The sequence below is a fragment of the Myxococcus sp. AB025B genome, assembly GCF_006518215.1.
GTDB classification, from domain to species: Bacteria; Myxococcota; Myxococcia; order Myxococcales; family Myxococcaceae; genus Myxococcus; species Myxococcus fulvus.
In genome coordinates this window covers 1-23181 of record NZ_SRLW01000031.1, presented here as the reverse complement: position 1 = coordinate 23181, position 23181 = coordinate 1, and the positions used below count along the sequence as shown (strand labels likewise).

19 protein-coding genes are annotated in these 23181 nt (G+C 70.9%); 5 read left to right on the top strand and 14 right to left on the bottom strand.

All coding sequences use genetic code 11. The features are described from left to right. Positions 1 to 2: 2 nt before the first annotated feature. The 9 genes from FL311_RS44955 to FL311_RS07585 form a co-directional block, all read right to left on the bottom strand. Entirely contained in the window at positions 3 to 635 is a 633-nt protein-coding gene (locus FL311_RS44955) for a hypothetical protein (protein ID WP_228556733.1), read from the bottom strand. A 498-nt stretch (positions 636 to 1133) separates the two neighbouring features. Continuing rightward, positions 1134 to 2312 (bottom strand): alkaline phosphatase PhoX, encoded by a 1179-nt coding sequence (locus FL311_RS07620; protein ID WP_228556732.1) that lies wholly within the window; start codon positions 2310 to 2312, stop codon positions 1134 to 1136. A 116-nt stretch (positions 2313 to 2428) separates the two neighbouring features. Continuing rightward, complete coding sequence (locus tag FL311_RS07615; RefSeq protein ID WP_194869102.1) at positions 2429 to 4345, bottom strand: beta-propeller domain-containing protein; 1917 nt, start codon at positions 4343 to 4345, stop codon at positions 2429 to 2431. 116 nt (positions 4346 to 4461) lie between these two features. Next, complete coding sequence (locus tag FL311_RS07610) at positions 4462 to 4956, bottom strand: endonuclease V (protein WP_141324268.1); 495 nt, start codon at positions 4954 to 4956, stop codon at positions 4462 to 4464. A 71-nt stretch (positions 4957 to 5027) separates the two neighbouring features. Next, a complete protein-coding gene (locus FL311_RS07605; RefSeq protein ID WP_141324267.1) occupies positions 5028 to 6311 on the bottom strand; it encodes a DUF1444 family protein in 1284 nt (427 codons plus the stop codon). A gap of 12 nt (positions 6312 to 6323) precedes the next feature. Continuing rightward, complete coding sequence (locus FL311_RS07600) at positions 6324 to 7049, bottom strand: c-type cytochrome (RefSeq protein ID WP_141324266.1); 726 nt, start codon at positions 7047 to 7049, stop codon at positions 6324 to 6326. Further along, the gene (locus tag FL311_RS07595; protein ID WP_141324265.1) at positions 7046 to 8299 is read right to left on the bottom strand and encodes a YncE family protein; all 1254 of its coding nucleotides are present in this window, start codon (positions 8297 to 8299) and stop codon (positions 7046 to 7048) included. The genes FL311_RS07600 and FL311_RS07595 overlap by 4 nt, the downstream gene beginning before the upstream one ends. Then, positions 8296 to 8922 (bottom strand): hypothetical protein, encoded by a 627-nt coding sequence (locus tag FL311_RS07590; RefSeq protein ID WP_141324264.1) that lies wholly within the window; start codon positions 8920 to 8922, stop codon positions 8296 to 8298. Before FL311_RS07590 ends, FL311_RS07595 begins: the two co-directional genes overlap by 4 nt. Continuing rightward, positions 8919 to 10283, bottom strand: coding sequence for a hypothetical protein (locus FL311_RS07585; RefSeq protein WP_141324263.1), 1365 nt, complete (start codon positions 10281 to 10283; stop codon positions 8919 to 8921). The genes FL311_RS07590 and FL311_RS07585 overlap by 4 nt, the downstream gene beginning before the upstream one ends. A 306-nt stretch (positions 10284 to 10589) precedes the next feature. Here FL311_RS07585 and FL311_RS07580 point away from each other — a divergent pair, with 306 nt between their 5' ends. After that, on the top strand, positions 10590 to 11741 hold the full coding sequence (locus tag FL311_RS07580; protein WP_228556731.1) for a cyclic nucleotide-binding domain-containing protein: 1152 nt from the start codon (positions 10590 to 10592) through the stop codon (positions 11739 to 11741). A gap of 27 nt (positions 11742 to 11768) precedes the next feature. Next, positions 11769 to 12947 carry a cyclic nucleotide-binding domain-containing protein gene (locus FL311_RS07575; protein ID WP_141324261.1) on the top strand — a complete coding sequence of 393 codons (1179 nt, stop codon included), beginning with the start codon at positions 11769 to 11771 and terminating at the stop codon, positions 12945 to 12947. A 105-nt stretch (positions 12948 to 13052) separates the two neighbouring features. Here FL311_RS07575 and FL311_RS07570 read toward each other — a convergent pair whose 3' ends face one another. After that, a complete protein-coding gene (locus FL311_RS07570; protein ID WP_141324260.1) occupies positions 13053 to 14246 on the bottom strand; it encodes an OmpP1/FadL family transporter in 1194 nt (397 codons plus the stop codon). Positions 14247 to 14279: 33 nt separating this feature from the next. After that, positions 14280 to 17171: a hypothetical protein gene (locus tag FL311_RS07565; protein ID WP_141324259.1), complete on the bottom strand. Its 2892-nt coding sequence runs from the start codon at positions 17169 to 17171 to the stop codon at positions 14280 to 14282. Positions 17172 to 17363: 192 nt separating this feature from the next. On the opposite strand from FL311_RS07565, the gene FL311_RS07560 reads away from it, so the two are divergent. Then, positions 17364 to 17888 carry a hypothetical protein gene (locus tag FL311_RS07560; RefSeq protein WP_194869101.1) on the top strand — a complete coding sequence of 175 codons (525 nt, stop codon included), beginning with the start codon at positions 17364 to 17366 and terminating at the stop codon, positions 17886 to 17888. Positions 17889 to 17956: 68 nt separating this feature from the next. Here the strand turns inward: FL311_RS07560 and FL311_RS46075 are convergent, their stop codons facing one another. Then, the gene (locus FL311_RS46075; RefSeq protein ID WP_141324258.1) at positions 17957 to 18772 is read right to left on the bottom strand and encodes a flagellar motor protein MotB; all 816 of its coding nucleotides are present in this window, start codon (positions 18770 to 18772) and stop codon (positions 17957 to 17959) included. 131 nt (positions 18773 to 18903) lie between these two features. Next, positions 18904 to 20898 carry a patatin-like phospholipase family protein gene (locus tag FL311_RS07550; RefSeq protein ID WP_141324257.1) on the bottom strand — a complete coding sequence of 665 codons (1995 nt, stop codon included), beginning with the start codon at positions 20896 to 20898 and terminating at the stop codon, positions 18904 to 18906. 177 nt (positions 20899 to 21075) lie between these two features. On the opposite strand from FL311_RS07550, the gene FL311_RS07545 reads away from it, so the two are divergent. Together FL311_RS07545 and FL311_RS07540 are read left to right on the top strand one after the other, a co-directional pair. Beyond that, positions 21076 to 21387, top strand: coding sequence for a hypothetical protein (locus tag FL311_RS07545; RefSeq protein ID WP_141324287.1), 312 nt, complete (start codon positions 21076 to 21078; stop codon positions 21385 to 21387). Positions 21388 to 21644: 257 nt separating this feature from the next. Beyond that, complete coding sequence (locus FL311_RS07540; protein WP_141324256.1) at positions 21645 to 22343, top strand: NTP transferase domain-containing protein; 699 nt, start codon at positions 21645 to 21647, stop codon at positions 22341 to 22343. Between the two features lie 97 nt (positions 22344 to 22440). Here FL311_RS07540 and FL311_RS43970 read toward each other — a convergent pair. After that, on the bottom strand, positions 22441 to 23181 hold a 741-nt coding region (locus FL311_RS43970; protein ID WP_194869100.1), incomplete at its 5' end, for a hypothetical protein.

Here is a 23181-nt window from a genome sequence, read left to right as displayed (position 1 = left end):
GCTCAGCCGCGCAAGAGGGAGGTGTGGTTGTCCTGAAGCCAGCGTTGCGCGGCGTCCTTCAGGGGGAAGGTGTCCTCCCGTTGAAGGAACGCGGGCGAGTGTCCCGGCGCGCAGCGGCCCTGGGCATCCAGGCCGTCGCCGTCCTCCTCGTGGAGGTCGGCGTGGAGCAGGGAGTGGAAGACGAGGTAGTCCACGACGAAGGCGGGGACGTGGGGCCGGTCCAGCGCGGGGTGGATGCGGATTTCCCTCAGGCGCGCGTCGTAGCCGCCCAAGTGGATGGAGCGCCTGCGGCCCTTCGACGGGCGACGCGCCCAGCCGATGTCCACCTGGACCCTGTCGTCGAACCAGTCCGCGTTGAGGCGCGACTGGACGGCGCGCAGGTCGAAGCAGCGGCCGCGTGAGCGCAGCGCCTTGCCGGGGCGGCGCTCGCGGCGCACGAGGTCCTGGTGCTCGCGTGCGTAGGATTCGAGGAGCGCGCTCGCGCTGGCGTCGGAGCGCGCGGCATAGAGCGCGATGGCGCGCACGACGTCGTCAGGGGCTTCGAGGAAGAGGTGGTGCACGCGCAGCCGCAGGCCCTGGGGGACGCGGCGGAAGCTCACCAGCGTGGCTCGGTTGTCGGTGAGGCGCAGGTGCACGGGCGCGCCGAGGAGCTGCGAGAGCCGCCGCGCGAGGCTCGCGGCCTGCAGGAGGGCGTCCTCGCGCTCCGGGAGACGACGCCCGTCGTGCGGCTCCGCGCGGGGAGGTGATGCCGGCTCGACATCGAGGCCGTCTTGGAGCGGGGGAAGGCGGCGTCCGTCGTGCGGTCTCGCAGCGGGCGGCGACGCCGGCTCGACTTCATGACCTCGTTTCAGAGGCAGCGGGCTTTGCTGTTCGTCGACCACGCGGGCGGCACGGTGCGCGGCCCGGTCGGATGACGCGGTTGGCGTCAGCGGCTCGCTGTCCGTTCGTGGTGCTCGCGGCCCACGGGCGGGGCGGGTGCTGGCGCGTGGAAGGGACTCCTCGCGCGCGGGCCCGGCCGGGTCGAACAGTCCGAGCTGTGAGGGGGGCGGGGCTCCCATCGCTCCGAAAAGGTATGCCCGAGAGGGGGGAGGTTTCCAGCGGGATGCTCGTCCGGCTGGTCGCCATGCGACAGGCTATGCGGGACGCGTCCTGAACGGACCCGACACCTCGTACGTCACGCCGCGCCCATCCGTGCCGCGCTGCGAGCTGAGATAGAGCCGCTTGCCATCGGGGCTGAAGGCCGCGCCCGCCAGCTCCGAACCGGGGTGCCCCACCACTTGGAGGAATGGCGTCACCTTCCGGTCCGGCGTGAGCAGGCACAGCTGCATGTCATCGCCGTCCTCGCAGACGAACACCTCGCGGGCCTTGGACAGGGTGAGGTTGTCCACGCCTCGCAGCGGCGCGCTCGGGTACGTCGCCGCGTCGTAGAGCACCTCGAGCCGGTGGGTCAGCGGCGTGTACGCCCAGACGCGGTTGTCGTGCTTCGTCGTGAAGTACACGATGCCGCCTTCACTCCAGCAGCCCTCGCCGCCGGCGAACACCGTCGTCTCCTTCGCGTTGGCCTGCTGCGCGGCGGACGTCAGCGGCGAGACCGGCACCCAGCGCACCCGCGCGCCCGAGCGCGCATCGCTGATGACCTGCGCGGCTTCCAGCGTGCCCTCCTCGAGCGACGGCCACTTCGCCGACGTGAAGCGATAGAAGCGCCCGGTGGGCGTGTCCTCCGTGAGGTACAGGCGCCGGCCCAGCTCGTCCACGGCCGCGGCCTCGTGCACGAAGGCGCCCAGCATGGGCCTCGCCACACCCTGTCCCGGCTTCGTCGGGTCGCACTCCCAGACGAGCCCCTGGCGGTGCTCCTCGCACGACAGCCACGTCCCCCAGGGCGTGGGGCCGCCCGCGCAGTTGAGGTGCGTGCCCGAGAGGATGCGCCACGCGCCCGTGACCTGCCCCTTCGCGTCGAAGCGCACCGAGGACACGCCACCGTCCGGGGACACCTCGCTGTTGCTCGCGTAGATCCACCCGCCATCCGGCTGGGCGAAGCAGGCCCCTCCGTCCGGTGCCAGGTGCCACACGTAGTTCGTTCCCGGCACCACGTCGCCGCTGCGCGCGATGACTCGCGAGGTGAAGCCACGTGGCAGGCGAAGCCCGTTCGCGTCCGCGACGTCCGCCAGGGCGCCATATGGGCCGATGCCCGGCGTGGGCGGCGCGGCGTACACGTTGCGCCAGAAGCCCAGGCTGCCGAGGGCCAACGTGCCGCCCCCCAGGGCGCCGAATCGCAGGAAGTGACGACGGTGCATGCCCCTGTTGTCGCCCATGTCCTCCGCGAGGGGAAGCGCCACGGAGTGGCGGACGTCGGTGATGCTCCCGCCATGCAGGCAGGCACCTCGTCGGCCTGCTGCCTTCGTGTGCGGACCCACGTTCCCGGGTGGTCTCAACGCCCCGGCTGCAGGTAGCTCACGCGAGACGACTCCTCGACGGCGCTCTCGGTGACGCGGGCCTCGACGAACTCATAGCCCATCAACGCGAAGACGCGGTCCCGGTAGAAGATGGGGCGCGCGTTGCCGTACCAGTCCGTGCACGACTTGATGCACCCGTCATCAGGAGCCTCCGTGGACGCCTCCAGCGCGCCCAGGCTCGACAATCGCAATCCCGCGTCCACCCGCAGGAAGGACACCTCCGCGGAGCCGTATCTCAAGTGACTCCACGAGCCCCCCTGCATCCGCACGGGCAAGCCCATGACGCCGCCCCCCGTCCCATCCGGCTTGAAGAAGAACCCGTGACTGCGCGTCTCGCCCTGGGTCGCCCCGGGGCGTGAGAGCGAGTCACTCCTCACGGGCCCACCTTCCGTGAGCGCCAGCGTGCTCAACCTCAACCCGAACAAGTCCTGCCCCACCACGAGCGCGCCCGTGCTCCCCAGCGGCTCCAGCCGAGTCACCGAGTGCTCCAGCACCAACCGATGCACGTCCGAGGGCACGCGCACGTCCGTCACCCACACCGCGTGCTCACCTCGACTCGAACCCTGATTCGTCGCATCGCCCGAACCCCACAGCACCTGGTCCCCCACGAAGCGATTGCGCAGCGTGCCCGTCACCGGTCCCGGCAGCACCGTGAAGTGCTCCGCGCGCAGCCCGCGCAGCTCCGCGTCGAACGCCGCCACCGGCGCACGCAGGAGCGCGAAGCGTCCCTCCCCCCGCGTCAGCTCCGGCCCCCACATCGAATCGCCCTGGCCCGTGGCCACGAGCAGCGCATCCAGATGTCCATCCTCGTTCTGCCGGAACGAGAACTGGTCGATGGGCGCACCCCGCGCACGAAGCGCCCCAGGCTCGCCGCCATCCAACGGCAGCCGATACACCACCGAGTCCCGAGCCGTGCTCCGCGCCCCATCCTCCACCGCCCACCACTCGAAGCCCGGAGACACCCACAGGTACACGGCGTCCCGCGACACGTAGAAGGTCCGCGAGACGGGCGCCATCAACGCGCTGGCCGTGCACGTGAACTCCGCCGCGTCCAGGTCACACCGCACCACCGTGTGCAGCATCGGCTGCAACGTGGTCTGCACCGGCTTGAACACCTCCAGTCGCGAGAGGATGGGGCGCCAGGCCGTCGTCTCGTTGCCGCGTACCCACGCGCGCGTGGACGGCAGGGACACCGTGCCGCCCGACAGGGGATGATAGGGCAGGTAGAACACCAACGTGCCGCCCACCAACCGGCTCGTGTAGTTGCGGCTGGAGTAGTAGTCGCTCGAGCTGATGAAGTGCGTGGCCTGGTGGCTCAACCCGCCCGCGTCGTCCAGGTGGAACAGGCCAATCTCGGTCGCGTTCACCGAAGCGCTGTAGCCCACGACGACGATGCGCCGTCCGTACACCAGCATCTCGTCGTACCAGGTGCCTCGGGTGAAGCCCGGCGCGTGCGCGTCCACCTGCGTCACCGGCTCCAGCGCGCCCTCCCCCTGGCGCACCGTGAAGAGCCGTCCCCGCCGCAGCACCACGAACCAGTCCCCCACCGCCTTGACGATGTCGCCCTCGTCGACGCCGGCCTCCTGGTTGTGGGTGATGGAGGGCTCCGGCTCGTCGGGTGTCTGCGGTGACGGCTCTCCGTCCGCGTGCTCACCGCCGCAGCCGAGGACGGGGCCACCTCCCGTGGCCAGACTCGCGCGAATCGCCTCCACCCGCGCCAGGTGCGCATCGAGCTCCGCCTCCGAGCTGAAGCGCTCCAGCCGCGTGAAGGTGATGGACTCCACCTCCGCGCGCGTGAGGGCGCGACGCTCTGGGGGACACGCCGAGATGACGAGGGCGAGCAGCAACCCCGTCACCAGATGATGACTCCGAGGACGACGCGATGGGCGCATGGGTCCGCCCATCCAGCAAGGCCCATACCAGGGGTGGGGCCCTCGGTCTCAGAGCGACAGTCACACGTGGGGGACACGACGTGGGCGCACGAGCGCGACGCGCGTGTCAGGGGTGCTCACGACTCGCGGCACAGCCGGTCCACGCGGCCCAGCAGGGTGGGCATGCGCGAGGCGCCGTGCATGCGCTGGATGGACTCGGCGGCGGCGGTGGTGCTCAGGCCCACCGCGCTGACGAACAGCGGGCGCTGGCTCTGGCCGCGCAGCACTGGCAGGGCGACGTCGCTGGAGTGGAAGGACGTCTTGGCCACGCCGATGACGGGGACGGCGCGCCCCAGCGCCTCATGCAGATGGGCTCCCAGCCCCGGCTTGTCCTGGCCGAGCCAGACGTAGCCGTCGACGACGATGGCCTCCAGCGGCTGGGTCACCAGGGCGAGCACGCGCAAGAGGTGGGGCAGCTCCCGGCGGTAGAACTGGCCGGGCTCGTACTCCGCCGCGCGAGGCCCGCGGTCCACGTGGTGCCCGGCCTCCACACCGTCCACCCAATCGCGAAACAAGACGCACGCGGCCACGGTGAGGTCTTCGCGGTAGTCCACGTCCACGCAGGCGAGCATCTCGTCATCTCCTTGGTGTGAAACGGCCCGCCGCGGACGCACGGGCCGGAGGCCGGCTGACCTCGCTCGACTCAGGGGTCGACGATGCTGCCGGGGTCGACCTTCGCGGCGCGCAGCTTCTCGAGCACGGCGTCGTCCGGCCAGGACAGCGTCCGGTGTCGCGGAGGCCACGCCCCGGGCACGGGCGTCAGGCAGTGGCCCGCCAACCGGAGCACGTCGGCGAAGGGCACCATGCACAGCTCGTCCGAGCCCTCCTGGGCCGCCTCGACGATGACCACGTCCGTCTCCGGCAGCATCGAGTCCACCTCGCGGGCCCAGCTGCACCAGGAGATGGGCCGGCTGTCCCGCTCGCGCACGATGACGCTGAAGCTGGGGACGAACACGTCCAGCTCGCTCGACTGGTGCTGGGCCTCGAGCAGCGCCTTCTGTTCGCCGTACTCGACCATGGCGAAGCGCACGTGGTTGCCGCGGATGCGCTGCGCGAGCGCGTCGTCGCCCGGGCGCCGGTACGGCACCACGCGGCCCGCGTCATCCACCGTGTAGAGCGCGAAGGAGATGCCGCGCGAGCTCGCCTCGTGCTCCCGCTCTGCCACGTCGCACAAGCGCTCCAGCATGACCGGGTCCTGGTCCCCGGTGATGAGCATCATGGAGCGCGTGGGGATGGCGGCCACGGGGCGCCCCTTCACCTTGCCCGCGAAGGACGCGAGGAAGCCCGGCAGGAGCAGCCGTGACGCCTCGTAGGTGTCGTTCGAGTCCACCGACCACAGCGGGCTGGGGCGCTCCTCCTGCAGCTCCACGCCCACGTCGCGCAGGGTGTCCAGGTGGGCGTACGCGGCCTGGAAGGCCTCGTCCACGCTGACGCCCCACTGCGCGAGCAGGTCGGGCTGCACGTACATGCTCGTCTCCGGCAGGTCGACCACCAAGAGCTCGCGCAGGAAGGGGATGGTGCGCCGCTCCACCATGAAGCTGGAGGCGTGCGCGCCCGTCGGCATCTGGCCGCCGAACGAGGCCGCGCGCGGCACGGGCAACAGCCGCTCGCGAGCCTCCTCCCAGGTGAGCGAGCTGCCGCTCGGGCTGGAGATGGCGCTGATGAAGCGCTCGATGATGCGCGTGCGCTCCTCGGGGGAGACCTCGCGCGTCTCCGCGAAGAGGTTCTCCAGGTACGTGCGCATCTCCTTGCCGTGGTACAGGAAGCTCAACCCGTACTCGCCCGGCAGTCGCGTCACCTGCGACACGGCGGGGTCGGCGTTCAACACCGACTCCGTCTCGCGCAGCAGGTACTCCCGAGGGTCCACCGCCGCCTGCGTGTCCTCGACCTTCTTCCCGAACCCGAACAGCTTCTTGAAGAAACCCATGCGGGTTTCCTACTACAGCCCCAGGTACGTCAGCAGCGCTCCCATGTCCGCATCGGAGAGGGCCTCCAGGCTGTAGGCGGGCATGTTGCCGCCGATGTGGAAGAACTGGCCGTGTCTCACCTTCTCGATGACGACGAGCGAGTGGGGGATACCCGGGAAGAGCTCGTCGTAATCCCGCGTCACCTCCGGCAGGATGGAGGCCAGCTCCGTCAGGCGCCCCGCGCCTGTGTGGAGTTCACCGTGGCATTCCTGGCAGGCCGCGCGATACACGGTTTGTCCGCGCTCCATGCTGCCGCGAGGCACTTCCACGATGTCCTTCACCACGGTGTAGGGCAGGGCGGGCGCCTGGGCATCCGGGCTGATGCTCACCAGGTACTCGTACAGCGCGCGGCTCTGGGGCGAGTCCACCGGCAGCGGCTGCACGCCGCGCATGAAGCTGACGTAGCAGAAGTTCACCGCGTCCAGCAGGTTCGTCTCGTAGCCGCCCCACCAGTCCGGACGCGACACCACGTTGTGCAGCGTGTAGCCGGAGTCCATGCGGCCATCGAGCGGCGTGGGCGTCGTCGCGTGACAGGTGGCGCAGGAGAAGGCGTTGAACTGGCTCTCCGACAGGCGCGCGTCGCGGAACAAGAGTTCGCCGTACTCCGCCGCGGTGGGCGGCTCGGCCTCGTCACCACACGAGGAGGCGAACAGCGCGAGCGCCACGCAGGGCCACAGCTTCCAGGACGCGCCGCTCATCGTCGACCTCCGAGGATGCTCACCGAGTCCGGGAAGATGCCCACGCGCACGGTATTCACCACCGCGCCGTCGGCCAGGTTCACCGCGTGCAACGTGCCGGGGCCCACGTGGTCGCCCTCGCAGACGACGAGCGCGTGGCTGCCATCCGGCGTCAGCGTCGCTTGATGCGCGTTGAGACAGCCCTCGGGTGCCAGGTCGATTTCGCGTTGGATGTTGCCTGTGGCCGCGTCGATGACGAGCAGCGCCTCCACGCCCTGGTACGGCACGTAGAGCGTCTTCCCGTCCTGGCTGAAGTCCCCGAACATGGGCGCGCCCGCGAGGCGAATCGTGCGCGCGGCGTTCATCGTGTTCGTCGCGGACTCCAGCACCTGCAGCTCGCGGCTCGCCATGGAGCTGACCCAGACATCGCCCGTGGTGGGTGACATCGTCAGCGCGTAGGGCTGGTGCCGGGGCGCGATGGCGGTGCCCGCGCCGGGGGCCACCTTCACGCGCCGGGGCTTCTCGGTGAGCGCGGTGAGGTCGACGATGGCCACCTCGTCGGACCAGCAGGCGATGTACGCGGTGCGCTCGTCCGGGGACAGGCGGATGGCGTGCGGCGCCGGGCACACCTCAAGCATGGCCTTCCGGGTCATCGTCTCCGCGTCGATGATGGCCAGCCGCGCGTGCATCTCCTCCTCGGTGCCACCGCGCCGCGCCACCTCGACAATCTTCAGCGTGTCGAAGTGCGACTGGTACAGCGTCTTGCCGTCCTTGCTGACGATGACGTCGCCGGGGTTGGGGTCCACGCGCACCGCGCCGACCCGCCGGTTGTCGCGCGCGTCCAGCTTCAGGCAGTAGCCGTCATCCGAGCCCGTGCCGTGCGCGCCGTGGGGACCCGAGCCGCCGCCCGGCACGTAGTTGGAGATGCCCACGTAATAGAAGGCGCCGTCCGGTGACACCGCCGTGTGGTGGGGGCCCTCCAGCTCCACCGGGTTGAGCCCCACCGGCACGCGCGCCAGCTCCCTCCAGCCCGGCGCGGTGGCGCCATCCAGTTCCAACAGACTCACGGTGTCATCCAGGCTGTTGGTCACCAGGACGCGTCCGCCCGGACCGGGAGGGGGCACGGTGCTGCCCTGGGTCCACGGCGTTTCATGCTCGTACTGGAGGCCGTCCGGGGGCTTCACGCCGTCGAAGGGGCTCTTCTCCTCGGAGCAGGCGCCGAGCAGCAGTCCCAGCGCGGGCACCCACGCGCGCGCGAGTCGTCGCGTCATGGCGCCTCCGGCTCGATGCGGAAGGTGACGGGCTGGGCCAACAGGTACGGCCCCTCCTGGATGCGGTTCTGGAGCAGGTACGCGCTCGTCACCTGCACGGACAGGTCCTTGCCGGCGTTGGCCTTGAGCGTGTCCCACGTCGCGGCGTCGAGCTGCCAGGACAGGTTCGAGGTGAGCATCTCCACCGGGCACTCGCGCCCGGGCACCGTCACCTGCACCCAGTAGATGTCCCCGGTGAACGGCGGCAGGTGCGCGTGCGCGGTGGGCAGCAGCCACTGTCCCACCGTGGCCAGCATCGTGCGCGCGGTGTCGAGGAGGCCCGCGGGCCTGGAGCGGGGCAGTGCCTGGGCGAGCGACGAGTCCCACGTCCACGTCGGCGCCGCCGCGTCGAAGGCGTAGCGCGCGTTGCTCTGGGGCGAGGACAGCGCCGTGGCCTCCGCGTCCGCCTTCGCCAGGTTCCGTGCGTCCACGAGCGCTCGCCAGGCCTCGTCCGTGGCGTCTCCTCCGTAGAGCGGCTCGCCACACTGGGAGCCGGTGGGCTCGTCGTCACCGCAGGCGGAGGTCAGGGCCAGCAGGGCGGCCGCGGAGGTGGTCCAGAGGAGGCTGCGCGAGAGGGGCTTCATGGGAGGGGACCTGTCGTGGAGTGCACACGCCGCCGACCACGGCGCAGCAGGGTGAAGAGGGACAGCAACATCAACAGCGGCGCCATGTTCCCACCCATCGCCCCGCAACCTCCCGACCCCTTGGGACCAGGCGGGGGTTCAGGAGTGGAGCCTGCATCGGGGGTTCCCGCGTCGGGCGCTCCCGCGTCGGGTGTGCCCGCGTCCTCGGGTGTCGGCTCCTCGACGCCGCCATCCGGATACAGCGGCGCGCCGAGTTGCTCGGCCAATTGGGGCCAGCGGCTGGGGCAGAGGTCCCGCACCGGCGTGCCACGCGGACAGTGGTGCGTGCCCTGGATTTCGTAGAGGCCGAACAGGTGCTCCCACGTGCTGCCCTGGTCCGTGCTGCGCGCGAGCGCCCAGTCGTGCAGCCACGTGGAGCCGCAGCCGTAGAGCGTGTCGCCCTGGCGCAGCACACACGCGTTGCCCGTGGGCAGCGTCAGCATGTCCAGCGGTCCCGTGGAGGGGCCCCGGAAGAAGTGGTTGAGCGTGCCGACCCACGTCGTCTTGCCGTCGGCGGACAGCTCCATGTTGATGAAGACGTCCTGGATTTCGGAGACGTTGACGAACGTCTCACCGCCGTCGTCGCTGCGCAGCATGAAGGTGGAGCCCTGCGATGACACGCGCGCCCACACGATGTCCGCCGATACCGGGTCCGCCGCCTCCACCATCAAGTCGTACGGCAACAAGAGCGGCGCCAGCGTGTGCACCACCTCGCGCCACGTCTCTCCCGCGTCGTCGCTGCGCAGGAAGAGCATCCGGCCCTCCTCCTTGCCCGTCGCGTACAGGCGCTGGGGGTTCGCCGGGGACACTCGCACCGCGTTGAGCACCAGGCCCTGGCGCAGCAGGGGAGAGGGCGCCCACGTCTCGCCGCCGTCCTGGGAGCGGTACAGGCCATTGGGCCTGCCGTGCCGCGAGGTGACGACGTACAGCACGCGGTCATCGGTGGGGTGCGCCGCGAGGCCGGAGACCCAGGTGTCCTTGAAGTAGGGGTGCGTGTTCCACGAGCAGCCGCCGTCGGGGGAGCGCAGCAGGGCGCTGCCCGTGGCCGCCATGAGGTCGCCGGCCTCACGCCACAGGTAGGCCGTGGGGTTCCAGCCGCCGTAGCCCATCGCGTCCGGGCATATCCACCGGAACGTCTTGCCGGCGTCGCGCGAAATCACCGCGCCGAACGTCGCGCCCAGGAAGAAGTCCTCCGGGTGGCCTCGGCGGAGGGTGACGTTGGACGTCTCGGGCAGGCCCGCGTGGGCGCTCGCAGTCGTCCCGGCGCACACGGCCAGCAGGCAGAGGACCTGGCTCCAACGGTGGGGGTGCTGATGCGACATGACGGGGCTCCCGGGATGGTGACGGCCCATCCCGGACCTTAACGATTGGGCCTCCCACATATAGCGGAGGGTTTCGTGCGGACGGGTGCGGCGCTTTGCCACCCCACCCCACGTGGCGATGGTGTGGGTGGAAGGTTTTGCAGCCACCACTTCACGGGTGCGGGTGACCCGTGGGGGACTCGCCTCGTGGCGGCCGGTCTGGTACGCACGACGCAGACTTGTGGCAGGGGGGAGCACGACATGGCGGGGGCCGCGGAGAGGTCCGACCTCATTCCCGAGGAGGGCGCCCGGGGGCGACGTCTGCCCATGGGTGGCCCTGCACGTTCGGTGTGGGAGGCGGTGATGCAGGGAGCGGTGGACGTGGCGGTGCGGGCCTACGAGGACCTGTCCCCCGGGCAGCGCGAGCGCGTGCTGGTGGACTCCGCGAACGTGCCCGCACAGGCGCGCACGGCGCTGGTGGACGTGCTGCGGCGGGCCCGGGACTTCGCGGGCGCGGCGCGGCTCCTGGAGGCCCAGGGCGCGGACGCCGAGGCCGCGACGCTGCATGAGCAGGCGGGCTCGTTGCTGATGGCGGCGGAGGCGTGGCTTCGCGCGGGAGAGCCCGCGAGAGCGGCGGCGGCCTTCGAGCGCGGCGGCGCGCTGGAGCGGGCGCTGGAGCTGTACCGCTCCCTGGAGGCGCGCGAGTCCATGGCGCACTGCCTGACGCGGCTGCAGCGTCCCCTGGAGGCCGCGGAGGTGTACCACGCGCTGGGCTACGCGCACGCGGAGCTGGAGGCGCTGCGCGGCGTGCCGTCCGAGCACCCCCGCCGACGCGAGGCGGTGCTGCGCATGTGCGCGCTGCTCGACGAGCAGGGGGAGTCCATGCGCGCGCTGGTGCTGCTGGCGGATGCGCGGCAGGAGTCCGCGGCCGCGCGCGAGGACGAGGTGCTCAAGGCCGAGCACCTGCGGCTGCTCCGGCACCTGGGCTTGAGTGATGGCTCGCCCGCGTCCGGGGAGTCCTCGTCGCCGGTGGCCGAGCGGCCGGGCGCGACGCCCGACGGGTACGAGTACCTCAAGGCGATTCCCATCTTCGGGGAGCTGGCGCTGGAGGACCTCAAGGACCTCTACCGCGTGGCGCGGCAGGTGGTCATCCCCGAGGACACCACGGTGCTGGAGAAGGGCGCGCGGGGCACGGGGCTGCTGGTGCTGCTGGAGGGCACGGTGGAGGTGTCGAGCGGCCCGGGGCCGGACGCCCGGCGGCTCAACACGCTGGGGCCCGGCGCGTGGCTGGGGGAAATCTCCCTCATCCTGGACGGGCCCACGTCCGCGCACGTGCGCTCCAGCTCCACGGTGAGGGCCCTGCGCGTGACGCGCGCGGACTTCCAGCACTACCTGGCCACCCATGAGGCGGCGGCCCTGCGCATCTACCGGCTGTTCACCCACAACCTGGCGGAGCGGGTGCGGGTGCTCAGCACGTAGGACGCGCGGGGACGGTAGGATGGCGGGATGGCGGACACGCGTGTCGAGGAGAGGGAGCGGGCGGTCCAGCTCGCCCGGCAGGGCCAGCTGGAGGCGGCGCTCGCCGAGTACCAGGCGCTCCTGAAGCACGCCCCCGACGACGCGGAGGTGCGCCAGCAGGTGGCGGAGCTGCTCGAGTGGCTCGGCCGTACGAGCGACGCCGCGGCCGCGCACGAGGCCGCCGCGCTGGCCTGGGCCAAGGCGTTGCAACCCCTGCGCGCGGTGGCCGCGTGCGTGGCCCTGGGGCGCCTGGGGGCGCCGGCCTCCGTGAGGGCGCGCACCCAGGCGGCGCTGGCCGAGCGCTTCGCGCTGTGCTCGGAGGCGTGCGGGGACGGCGTCTCGGGGCTCTTCTCCCGGCTGGGCCGCGAGGACTTCGTCGCGCTGGTGGACGTGCTCCAGGCGCGCGCCTTCTTCCCCGGCCAGCCGGTGGTGCAAGAGGGCGAGGCGGGCGCGTCCATGTTCGTGCTGGTGGAGGGCCGCGCGGACGTCGCGCGCGCGCTGGAGAACGGGGAGCGCGCCGTGGTGGGCACGGTGGCGCCCGGGGACGTCTTCGGCGAGCTGGCGCTGGTGTCCGAGGGTCCGCGGCTGGCGAGCGTCGTCGTCACCGAGCGCGCGGTGCTGCTGGAGCTGACGCGCGAGGCGCTCACGTCCGTGTCCGCGCGTCAGCCGCGCGTGGCGCGGGTGGTGGAGGACTTCTACCGGCGCAGGCTGGTGGACAACCTCTTGCGCAGCAACCCGCTGCTCAGCCGGCTGACGCCCGCGCAGAAGGCCGCGCTCAGCCTGGACTTCAGCCTGCGTCCCATCGCGGAGGGCGAGGTGCTGCTGACACAGGGGCAGCCGGGTGACGCCTTCTACGTGCTCCTGCGCGGACGGTGCACGCCGTGGCTGCTGCATCCGGATGGCCGGCGCGTGGCGCTGGCGGAGCTGCACGAGGGGGACGTGTTCGGCGAAATCTCCCTGCTGCTCGACAAGCCGGTGTCCGCCACGGTGCGCGCGGAGGGCGTGGGCGTGGTGCTGCGGCTGCCTCGCGCCGCGTTCGAGAAGCACCTGCTCAGCCAGCCGGGCCTGAAGGGACAGCTCATGCGCATGGGCACCGAGCGGCTGCAGCGCTCCGCGCGCGTGCTGGCGTCGGGCCGCGTGCTGCACGACGGTGACCTGCGCGTCTGAAGCGCGGGCCCCCGAAACGACGACGCCCGGGCTCCCCATGAGGGAGACCCGGGCGTGTCGCGACGCGGCCGGCCCGACGGAGCGGACCGGCGCGGCGTCAGCCGACTACATGGAGTAGCCGAGCGTCAGGCCGAACACGTGCGCGGAGCCGTTGTAGACGCCGGACATGCCCGGGGCCGAGCTCTCCTTGTCGGAGAGGCTGACGAACTGGTACGCGAAGTCCGCGCGCAGCCCGTTCCAGTTGTAGCCGAGGCCACCGGACACGCCGAAGCGGTTCGCGTCCGGCAGGTCCGGCGTCAGCGTGCTGCCCGGGCTGGGGGCCGGGTCGTAGATGAGGCCGGCGCGGACCTGGAAGGCCTGCGTCACGCCGTACTCGGCGCCCAGGTGGTAGTTCCACTTCGCGCGCCACTGCTTGGGCAGCGGGTTGTTGATGGCCGGGTTGTCCGGGAACTCGATGGCGAGCTCCTGGAACGAGGACCAGTCCACCCAGTTCGCGTCGAAGGCGATCTTCAAGTTGTCCAGCGGCGTGACGGCGATGCCCGCGGCGATGGTGGCCGGCAGCGTGACGTCACCCTGCACGCGCGTGTCCGGCAGGCGCGTCTGGAACTCCACCGGCACGTTCTGGAAGTCCGCCTGGCCCTTGAACGACAGGTCCGCGGCGCTGCGGTAGTGCAGGCCGAACGTCACCAGCTTGGGCCACAGCACGGCCTGGACGCCGATGTTGTAGCCCCAGCCCCAGTCGCTGCCGCCCAGGTGCACCTGGCCCTCGGACTCGACGAAGCCCAGGGCGCGCTTGAGCTCCAGGGTGGAGCGGTAGATGTTGATGCCGCCGCCCACGCGGAAGCGCTCGTGGAGCTGGTACGCCGCCGTCGGGTTGATGTTGTAGACGGACAGCGCGGACTCCTGGGCGCGGAAGCGGCCCACGAACCCATCCTCCCAGCGGCTGCGCGCGCCGAAGGGCGTGTAGATGCCCAGACCCACCGCGGCCCGGTCGAACGGCTTGTAGACCAGGAACAGGTGCGGCGGAGGCGACAGGGTCGTCTTCTGACCCTGCTCGGTGCCGTTGTCCGGCGTGAACTTGATGGCCGGCAGGATGCCGGTGTCACCAATCTGCACGTCCAGCTTGTTCACACCGAGGATGTTCGCGGCGTTCGAGTAGATGGCCGACGAGTCGTCCAGCCACGCGGCCGCCGCGTTGCCCATGCCCGAGGAGCGGGCGCTCTGGGTGTTGATCTGAAAGCCGGCCGCCTGGGAGCTACCCGCGGCCAGGAGCGCGACGAGGGACAGTGTCTTCTTCATGTGAGTCATTCCCCTATTTCCTGTCCGTCAGGACTACTCGTTCGCCGTGCCCGTGTTGAGGAACTGGATGACCTGGGCCTGGGCCGTGTCGCGCACGGCGCGGAGCATGGCGTTGCCGGGGTCCTGTGTGTTGATGATGAGCAGGAACGCGTGGCGCGCGGACGTGGGCAGGAAGTCGACCTGCGCCATGTAGCTCTGCACCGTGCGCGGGGCTTCCGGGTCGCGGTTGGCGGAGGCGATGAGGCCCTGCGTCACCGGGTTCGGAATCACCTCGTCACCCTGGATGTACTGGATGAACGCCTCGCGCTCGGCCGGGGCCTTGTCGAAGTTCTCCAGGTACCAGCCGTAGTTGCGCGGCGCGGCCGGGTCCAGGATGGTGCGCGCCAGGACGATGAACTCGTCGAAGCCGGGGGTGCCGGAGACGCGGCCCACGGACTCGAGGAAGGACAGGAAGCCCTCGCGGCGCGCGGCGAACGTCGGGTTGGTGGACGTCAGCAGCGTGTCCACCAGGTCGCCGCCCGGGACGTTGAGGGCGACGCGGCGCATGCGCTCGTTGACCGACGCGGACAGGGTGCCCTGGAAGCCGCCCAGGCTCTGGCCCACGTAGTCCACCGTGGTGGCGTTGAGGTAGTTGCCCTCGGACATCTGGTTGAGCATGCCGCGCAGGCCGTCGCTCGCCAGCACGCGCGTGAACTGGGAGATGTCCAGCACGTGGTGACGGAAGTTGTCGCGCGTGGCGAACAGGTTCGTGAGGTTGAGGAAGTTCCAGCTGGAGACGACCGGGGGGCTGCCCGCGGAGGCGCGGCGGAAGTCGCCACCCTCGCACTTGCCGGTGTTGAGGCACACGCCCTGGCCGGCCGCGGCGCACGTGGCGTCGCCGCCACCCACCGGGTTGCAGGCGATGGCCGTGTCCGGCGCGATGCAGCGGCCGAAGGTGGCGCTGTTGGGCGTCACGTCGCAGGTGCCGGTGGAGCAGGCCATGTCGGGCGTGGTGATGGGGCCCGTGCCGGAGGCGGCGGTGATGCCCGCGCAGCTGGTGCGCTCGCCGTGGAACACGGTGTCGATGGCGGCGACCGCGTAGCCGGCCTCGTTGAGCTTGTTGGTGATGACCAGCGCGTCGGTGCGGTTGCCGCCCAGACCGTGGCCGAAGACCACCGTCTTGTAGCCGCCCGCGGGAGCGGGCGTGGCCGGCAGGATGAGCAGGAACGGGATGTGGTCCAGGTGCTGGGGACGCGCGGGGTTGAGCGCGCCGTTCACGTCATCCAGGAGGAAGGGCGACAGGAACGTGCCCGCGAGCGCGCGGCCCACGTGCTGGTGCTCCAGGCTGAGCGCCTCCATGGCGCCGATGATGTTGGCCGTCTGGTCCACCAGCGACACCGGGGAGTCCGGCAGCGGCGAGGCGGGCACCTTGTGCAGCGAGTCCAGCACGGTGTGCGTGCTCTGGGTGGTGAAGGCCCACGCCAGCAGGATGTCCTTGCGCGCGATGCCGTTGGCGGCCAGCGCGTCGAACAGGGGCTTCATGGCGGCGCGCGCGGGCTCCACCGCGGCGGCGGTGGCGTCCGGCACGGCCGAAACCTGGCTCTTGCCGTCCACGAACAGCGGCGCGGAGAGCTTCATCAGGGCCTGGGCCGCGGGGACCGCGACGGCGCGGGCCTTGGCGCCCTCGGCGGCCTGCTCCTTCACGCCGCGCAGCACCACCACGGCGTACTGGCTGGCCGGGTCGAGCGGAATCTCGGGGATGATCTGCAGCTGCTGGGGCGCGGGGTCCGCGGCCGAGCCGTCCCGCTTGGAGCTGGACGCGCAGTCGATGCAGACCTTGACCTTGGGCTGGCTGCCGCCCGGGGTCAGCTTGACGAACAGCACCTGCTTGCCCAGCGCGACGGTGGCCGGGTCGACCTTGAGGTCCGCCTCAATGATGCCGCGGGTGGGGCCGTTCTCGGAGATGATGGGGGCCGTGGTGGACCAGCCATCCAGGGTGTTCAGGCCCTTGATGAGGTCCTGCACCGTGCCCGTGCCCGGGGGGACCGGCAGGTTCAGGCGCGCGGGGGCGGTGGCCGTGCGCGGCACGCGCAGGAGGTCGTTGGGGAAGGGGATGATGCTGTTCGTGGGGTCGAACGTCATCTCCGGCTGGTTCATGATGCTGAACGTCCAGGCCAGCACCAGGTCGTTGCGGTCCAGGCCGTTCTGCGCGGACACCAGGTCCAGCAGGGGCGCGTAGCCGCGGCGCATCTGCTCCAGGCGCTTGGCGCTGTTGAGCTGGTCCGCCAGGCGCTCGGCCGGGTCACGCTTGCTGGAGGGGATGAGCTCCGTGGCCAGCGTGCAGTGGTCGGAGGCCAGGTTGTTGTCGGGACAGTTGACCAGCGGCAGCGTGGAGCTGGCGAGCGACCAGGTGGCGGTGCCGATGATGGACTTGCCGTCCTTGGTCTTCACGCCCTTGTCGCCGCCCACGATGACGACGGCGTACTTGCCGCCCTTGGGCCAGCCCTGGGGCTGCGGCGGGATGACGGTGATCTGATTCGTCGCCTCGCGGTAGCCGATGGTCGGCGTCACCGGGCCGGTCACGGCCGCCGACAGGTTGATGAACTTGACCGTCGACGCGTTCACCGTCTCCGGGTTCAGGTTCTTCACCACCGTGGTGGCGATGGCCGTCGTCGGGAAGCCGTTGAGCGTGTTGAGGTAGTCCCGCGTGAACTCCTGCTCCGCGGCGGGCGTGTTCGGGTTGACGGGAGCGTTGACGATGGGGTCGCCATTGGCATCCACCCCCATGGCCAGGTCATTCGGAGAGGGGACGACGGCCGGCGACGCGGAGGGGTCGAACTCCGCGACCTGGACGTCGGCCGGGTTCACCGCCGGGTCCTGCGCGATCTCTGGATCACACGCTACCGTGCCCAGGGCCAGAGCCCCGAGGAACAACGCCTTTTTCATGGATACAACCCCCTCCGAGTCCAGGATTGGACTGCAGGACTAGGTGACAGTCGCGTGGCGTACCACGTAAGTGGGTTGGCCGAAAGCGATGGGACTTGACGCGTCGTGTCAGTCCTGCACGACCGTATGCCCGAGTGGCACCGTCTGTCTTTGACACACTGCGCCGGGCTCGAACACCGGTACGCTCAGCGGATGAACCGACTGCTGAGTGTGCTGGTGATGTGCGTGGCGATGGTGGCGTCGGCCCAGGAGGCCGGAGGGCTGACGTGGACGGCGCCGAAGGAGTGGGAGGCGCAGGGTGAGCGGCCGATGCGAGCGGCGACGTACAAGCTGCCGGCGGCGAAGGGCGACGCGGAAGGGGGTGAGCTGGCGGTGTTCTACTTCGGCCAGGGCCAGGGCGGCGCGGTGGACGCCAACGTGAAGCGGTGGCTGGGCCAGTTCCAGACGGCGGACGGCAAGCCGGTGGACAAGGCGGCCAAGACGAAGACGGAGAAGCTCAACGGCATGCAGGTGACGACGGTGGACGTGAAGGGCACGTACGCGGGCGGCGGCCCGATGATGGGCCCGTCCACGCCCAAGCCCGGCTACCGGCTGTTGGGCGCCATCGTGGAAGGGCCGGAGGGCGCGCTGTTCTTCAAGCTCACCGGGCCGGAGAAGAGCGTGGCGGCGTCTGAGAAGGCCTTCCGCAAGCTGCTCGAGTCCGTGAAGAAGAAGTAGCGGGGCTGCTCGCGTGAGACATGTTTCAGGCCCGAGGGCGTGTCACATGTCTCACGCGTGTATGGGCTTCAGCGCGTGTCGCGCGCCGTCCTCACGCCGGCCTTCTTCGCCGCGAGGTCGGGGATGAGCAGGACCTCGATGCGGCGGTTGCGCGCGCGACCCTGCGGGGTGGCGTTGGCGGAGATGGGGCGCATCTCGCCATAGCCCGCGGCGAGCATCCGGCGCGCCGGCACGTTGCCGTGCTCCTGGAGGAAGCGCACCACGTTGACGGCGCGCGCCACGGACAGCTCCCAGTTGGTGGGGAAGGTCGTCTGCAGCTTCTGCGACGGCGGCGAGTCGTCCGTGTGGCCCGACACCTGGATGGCCTTGTCATCCACCTTGGCCAAGACGCCGCCCAGCCGCTTGAGGACCTCCTGGCCGCGCTTGCTGATGCTCGCGTCGCCGGAGTCGAAGAGCACCTTGTCCACCAGGTCCACCTGGATGCGGCCCTGGGCCTGCGACAGCTTGATGGCGCCCTCCGCGATTTCGGCCTTCATCTTGTCCTGCAGGTCGTCGTAGGTGGCCTTGAGCTTGGCGAGCTCCGCCTCCTGCTCCTGCACCGTCTGGGTGAGCTGCTCCTTCTCCGTATTGAGCTGCTCCTTCTCCGTCGTCAGCTTCGTGTGCTCGGTCTGCAGCGCCGCGAGCTTCTCCTCGGCCTGTTGACGGGCCGCGTCCGCGTCACGCGCGCGCGCGGTGGCCTCGTCCGCCGCCTTGCGCGCCTGCTCCGCCTGCGCCTGGGCCTGCACCGAGCCCCGGTGCGCCAGGTACAGCACGCCACCCGCGAGCAGCACCACCAGCACCGTCACCAGCCAGGGCACCCAGGCCCGCCCTCGCTCCGCTTGCATTCAGGACCTCCAAGGGGATGTTCCTGAAACACCGTAATGACGACACCCGGGTGCGCAGCAAGGCGCCCCGGGTGGGTCCAGGTATCCGGAGGTGCAAGGTTGCAGCGGGGGCGCAAACCCCGCACCGCGCGTCAGAACGGGAGCCAGGAGGGCCGCACGCTGCGCACGTCGCTGAGGACGTGGGACAGCTGCGCGTCGAAGTCCTTGAACGTCTGTCCATCCAACCAGAGGGCCTCAATCTGTTTCTGGCCGAGCCGGACCTCGTGACGTTTGCCATTGGCGGCGGTGGCGACGACGGTGTCCCCGCCGTTGTATGTCACCTGGAACTTCTCGCCCCAGATTTGAACGTCCTCGCTGAACTTCAGGTCCTTGGGGACCTGGGTGACCAGGTTGGTGCCGCGCGCGCCGGGGACCTTCATGTCGTCCATGAACTCGCGCAGGAAGTCGCGCGTCACCTGACGCGTCTGCGTGTCCAGCTTGGGGTCCACCTTGGCGTCGTAGCCGAAGCCGAGCACGCTGTTGCCCTGCTTGGGGTCGTCCAGGTTCCACGTGGGCACGGCGAGCATGAACTGGTTGGCGCCGGGCTTCGCCTTGTCGCGCCAGTCCTGGGCCTCGGTGGCGTTGTCCTTGAGCATCGCGTAGCCGTTGAAGCCGTTCCAGATGGCGTCATCGGTGTCGAGCTGGCCGGTGGGCAGCGGCTTGGGCTGCGCGGTGCCGTTGGACGGGTGCGTGCCGCCGCGCGTCTGCAGCGACGCGCCAATCTGCGGCAAGTCGTTCTTCGCGTAGCCCATGGGCAGGTTGTCCAGCGTGCCGCCGTCCACCAGGTGCATCTGGCGGCCGGTGACGGGGTCCACCACCTGCACCGGGTCGAACACGCCGGGGATGGCCATGGAGGCGCGCATGGCGAGCGCCACGGGCGTGTCCGGCGTGGTCTCCTGGCTGAAGACGAAGATGCGGTCCTGCGCGCTCTTGAAGCCGCCGTCCGGCACCGCGCTGTCGTAGGCCTTGGCGGCGACCAGCTGCAGGGGAATCTTCAGGTCCGCGAAGGTGACGGGCCGGTCGGTGATGCCGGTCAGCTCGCGCAGCTTCTGGTCGAACAGGTCGAACGCGGCCTGGCCATCCAGGAGGCCCCCGTCGTTCAGGTCGAAATCGAAGTCATACAGCTGGCCCAGGCGCGGGTCCTTGGCCACGTCCTCAATCTGCTGTGGCGTGGCGCCCGTGGCGGCGAACGCGGCGGCGATGGAGCCCGCGGACGTGCCCGTCAGGCTCACCGGCACCACGCCCAGGTCGCGCATCTCCGCGAACATGGCCGCGTAGCGCTTGCCCTTGCCTCCACCGCCCTCCAGGCTCAGGTGCACGCCCATGGGCTCGCCGCCCTGCACCGGCATCCCCGCCTCGGCGCGGTTCTTCGCGACGGAGGCCGTGTACTCGGCGGCCTTCTTCGCGTCGCCACCGGCCACGATGTCCAGCGCGGAGGGCGGCTTCGTCACTGGCGTGCCCGTGGGGAAGCGGCTCGCGTGGACCTGCCCGCCGGGCAGCTCCTTGGCGAGGAACTGCGGATCCAACCACAGCGAGCCGGGGCGCGGCGCGGTGGCGCGCGTGTAGCCCGTCGTCTGCGTGAGCTGCGCCTCCGCCTTCTCCAGCGCGGCCTTCACTTGGGGATAGCGCGGGTGCGTGGAGGGCAGCATGTCCAGCTGCGCCGCCAGCGAGCGCACCTGGCCCAGCGTGTCGCGGAAGTCCTTCGTCTGCGCGACGAGCTGCTTGCCCTGCTTGTCGTCGATCTTCGGCGGGAGGATGCGCTCGAGCACCTTGCGCAAATCCCCCAGGTCGACCTGCAGCAGCTTGTCGAGCGGAATCTGGAGCGGCTTGCCCGTCAGGGTGATGCCGGCCCACGGCGTGTTCCCCGCGCCCGGCGGCTTCGGCAAACCCAGGCGCGACAGGTCCGGCAGCTTCGCCTCGAAGCCGTCCACCAGCCGGTTGGCCTCGCGCGCGACGTTCTGCAGCCCCTGGCCCATCCGCTCGAGCAGGTTGGGCTTGGGCGCCTCCGCCGGGCGCGCGGTCACGGGCTCGGGAGTACGACGCGCCGCGGCAGACGACGTGGAGGAGGGAAGGGGCTTGATGCTCATCGCGGTGACTCCACGGACGCGTCGAGGGGTGGCTGCGGTCGCAAGGGGGATTATCGCGCATCCGGCGTCGCGGGTTGTGTGTCGACTGGCGAACCGTCATCCAGGCCCGGCAAGCCACTTGCTACGGGGGTGGATCAGAGGCGCCTGACGCCTGCTTTCTGGAGGCCTTCCGTGACGATGTGCCGCAGCCCTGAGTTCGAGATGCTCGTTTCCCGCGCCGTGACGCTCTTCCCGGAGGACACCGTCCTCTCGGCGCTCCAGGTGATGCACCACCACGCGGTGCACGCGCTGTCCGTCGTGGATGGCCGTGACGGAGCGTGGCTGGGGGAGGTGTCCGAGGACGAGCTGCGCCGGCTGTCCGCCTTCGCGCCGCTGGCGCGGCTGGCTGAAATTCTGACCGCCAAGGCGCTGGCGGGGACGGAAGAAAAGACGGTGGCCCCCGCGACGACGCTGCTGCTCCACGCGCCATCGCCCCGGTGGCTGCATTGAAGCGCGCCAGGCCCTCCGGGCCCCGGGCAGGGGAAGCAAGCCTCCGGGGCGGTGCGGACGAGCAGGCGGGCCGTGCGTCCGCGGAGGGCGCACGCTCCAGCTCCCGCCACTCGGACGCGGCGCGGGAAGTGACTGGGGGCCGGCTGACGGCTCGCACCGAGGGGTGGGCTCAAAATCCCCCCGAGAGGTCACAGCCTGTTCCCGGTGGCCCCGGGCCAAGAGGCACTCGATTCCCCGGGGGACGGAGGAGGCTTGGTATGAAGGCAGTGGCGATCATCCTCGCAGCGGGCGAGGCCCGGCGGATGGCCCACCCCAAGGCGCTCATCCTGCACGAAGGCGACAAGAGCTTCCTTCAGTCGCTGGCGTCGACCTTCGTCAAGGCGGGCTGTCAGGTGCTGGGTGTGGTGGGGAAGGACGCGGAGGCCATTCGCAAGCAGCATCCAGGGATGGACCTCCGGGAGTCCGAGCAGTGGCGCGACAGCCAGATGGCCTCGGTGAAGACCGGGCTGGACGCGGCGCTGGCGGAGGGGGCGGACGTGGTGGTGCTGCACCCGGTGGACATGCCGGCGCTCAGGACCAACACGGTGAAGTCGATGCTCAAGCTGATGGGGGACTCCGACGAGATGCTGCGTCCGGAGTTCGAGGGCGCGCCGGGGTGGCCGGTGATGATGTCGCGCGGGATGGCGGAGCGGCTGCGCGCGGCGGACGGCGAGCAATTGGAGACGGTGCTCAAGGGCATGCGCGTGCGCCGGGTGCCCATGAAGGACCCGGGGGTGCTGGTGAACATCAACGCGCCGGAGACGTACGAGCGGCTGTTCGGCTCGGCGCCGACGCTCGCGCCCCCGCCGGCGCCGCCCAAGCGCAAGGGCAGCGGCAAGCGCGGCTCGGGGCTCACCACGGTGTCGGACGTCGGCGAGGGCGCTTCGGCGCCCATGGCCGCGGCGTCGGACGAGTAGTCGGAGCAGGGGGTCGGAGCCTTCCTCGTGGAAGGTGGCTCCGGCCTGTCGTCGTCGCGCGCTGGGCGGCGAGCGCTTGCCCATCGCGCGCGGGAGGTCAGAAGGTGAGGCCCAGGCCGAAGTAGGGTCCGCCGAAGCCCTCTTCATGCTCGACGCCGTCCACGTGTCCGGCGTCGTTGAGGTACAGCGCGCGCCAGCCGCCGCGCACGTTGAAGCCGCCCAGGTGCGCCGCCAGGCCCGCCTGGATGTCCACCTGTCGATGCGGGAAGGGCGTGGCGTTGAGTCGTGCCTCCACGTCCAGGGGCGACGCGCCGATGCACGCCTCCACGGACGCGCCGAAGCTGGGCCCCACGAAGATGATGCTGGGAGCGTGCGCGCTCGACAGGCCCGCCTCCACGCGCATCCGGCCCCGGGCGCTGGCCCACAGCGCCGCCGTCAGCCGCGCGCTCAACAGGGTGATGCGGTCCTGGGTGTCCGAGCCGTCGTCGGCCTTCAGCGACAGGCCGGTGAGGCGCGTGTCCACGCCCAGCCGCCGCCCCTCCATGGCCATGAACACGCCCATGCCGCTGCCGTCCTTGAGCCACTCCGCCTGCGCGCCCATGCGCACCAGCAGGGGCACCGGCTCGTCGCGCCGGCGCGTGGTGCTCGCGCTGGAGCGCAGCGTGGACGTGCCCGTCGCCGCGGCGCCCGCGCCCACGAGCGCGCCCGTCGCCGGGGCCCTCACGCGCCGGCGTCGCCTCCGGGGCGCGTCATCGTCGTCGTCCGCGCGCGGGGGCTTCGTGTCGATGGCCGTCGCGGGGTGGGCCTGTGGCGCGCCGTCGCGAGGCTGTCCCGCGGG

Excerpts from the sequence above, each read along its gene's own strand:
- FL311_RS07545 (WP_141324287.1), top strand. The coding sequence starts at position 21,076 with ATGTGCCGCAGCCCTGAGTTCGAGATGCTCGTTTCCCGCGCCGTGACG.
- FL311_RS46075 (WP_141324258.1), bottom strand. The coding sequence starts at position 18,772 with ATGCAAGCGGAGCGAGGGCGGGCCTGGGTGCCCTGGCTGGTGACGGTG.
- FL311_RS07585 (WP_141324263.1), bottom strand. The coding sequence starts at position 10,283 with ATGTCGCATCAGCACCCCCACCGTTGGAGCCAGGTCCTCTGCCTGCTG.
- FL311_RS07540 (WP_141324256.1), top strand. The coding sequence starts at position 21,645 with ATGAAGGCAGTGGCGATCATCCTCGCAGCGGGCGAGGCCCGGCGGATG.
- FL311_RS07620 (WP_228556732.1), bottom strand. The coding sequence starts at position 2,312 with ATGGGCGACAACAGGGGCATGCACCGTCGTCACTTCCTGCGATTCGGC.
- FL311_RS07595 (WP_141324265.1), bottom strand. The coding sequence starts at position 8,299 with ATGACGCGACGACTCGCGCGCGCGTGGGTGCCCGCGCTGGGACTGCTG.
- FL311_RS07550 (WP_141324257.1), bottom strand. The coding sequence starts at position 20,898 with ATGAGCATCAAGCCCCTTCCCTCCTCCACGTCGTCTGCCGCGGCGCGT.
- FL311_RS07560 (WP_194869101.1), top strand. The coding sequence starts at position 17,364 with ATGAACCGACTGCTGAGTGTGCTGGTGATGTGCGTGGCGATGGTGGCG.
- FL311_RS07570 (WP_141324260.1), bottom strand. The coding sequence starts at position 14,246 with ATGAAGAAGACACTGTCCCTCGTCGCGCTCCTGGCCGCGGGTAGCTCC.
- FL311_RS07610 (WP_141324268.1), bottom strand. The coding sequence starts at position 4,956 with ATGCTCGCCTGCGTGGACGTGGACTACCGCGAAGACCTCACCGTGGCC.
- FL311_RS07575 (WP_141324261.1), top strand. The coding sequence starts at position 11,769 with ATGGCGGACACGCGTGTCGAGGAGAGGGAGCGGGCGGTCCAGCTCGCC.
- FL311_RS07580 (WP_228556731.1), top strand. The coding sequence starts at position 10,590 with ATGGGTGGCCCTGCACGTTCGGTGTGGGAGGCGGTGATGCAGGGAGCG.
- FL311_RS07605 (WP_141324267.1), bottom strand. The coding sequence starts at position 6,311 with ATGGGTTTCTTCAAGAAGCTGTTCGGGTTCGGGAAGAAGGTCGAGGAC.
- FL311_RS07600 (WP_141324266.1), bottom strand. The coding sequence starts at position 7,049 with ATGAGCGGCGCGTCCTGGAAGCTGTGGCCCTGCGTGGCGCTCGCGCTG.
- FL311_RS07590 (WP_141324264.1), bottom strand. The coding sequence starts at position 8,922 with ATGAAGCCCCTCTCGCGCAGCCTCCTCTGGACCACCTCCGCGGCCGCC.
- FL311_RS07615 (WP_194869102.1), bottom strand. The coding sequence starts at position 4,345 with ATGCGCCCATCGCGTCGTCCTCGGAGTCATCATCTGGTGACGGGGTTG.
- FL311_RS07565 (WP_141324259.1), bottom strand. The coding sequence starts at position 17,171 with ATGAAAAAGGCGTTGTTCCTCGGGGCTCTGGCCCTGGGCACGGTAGCG.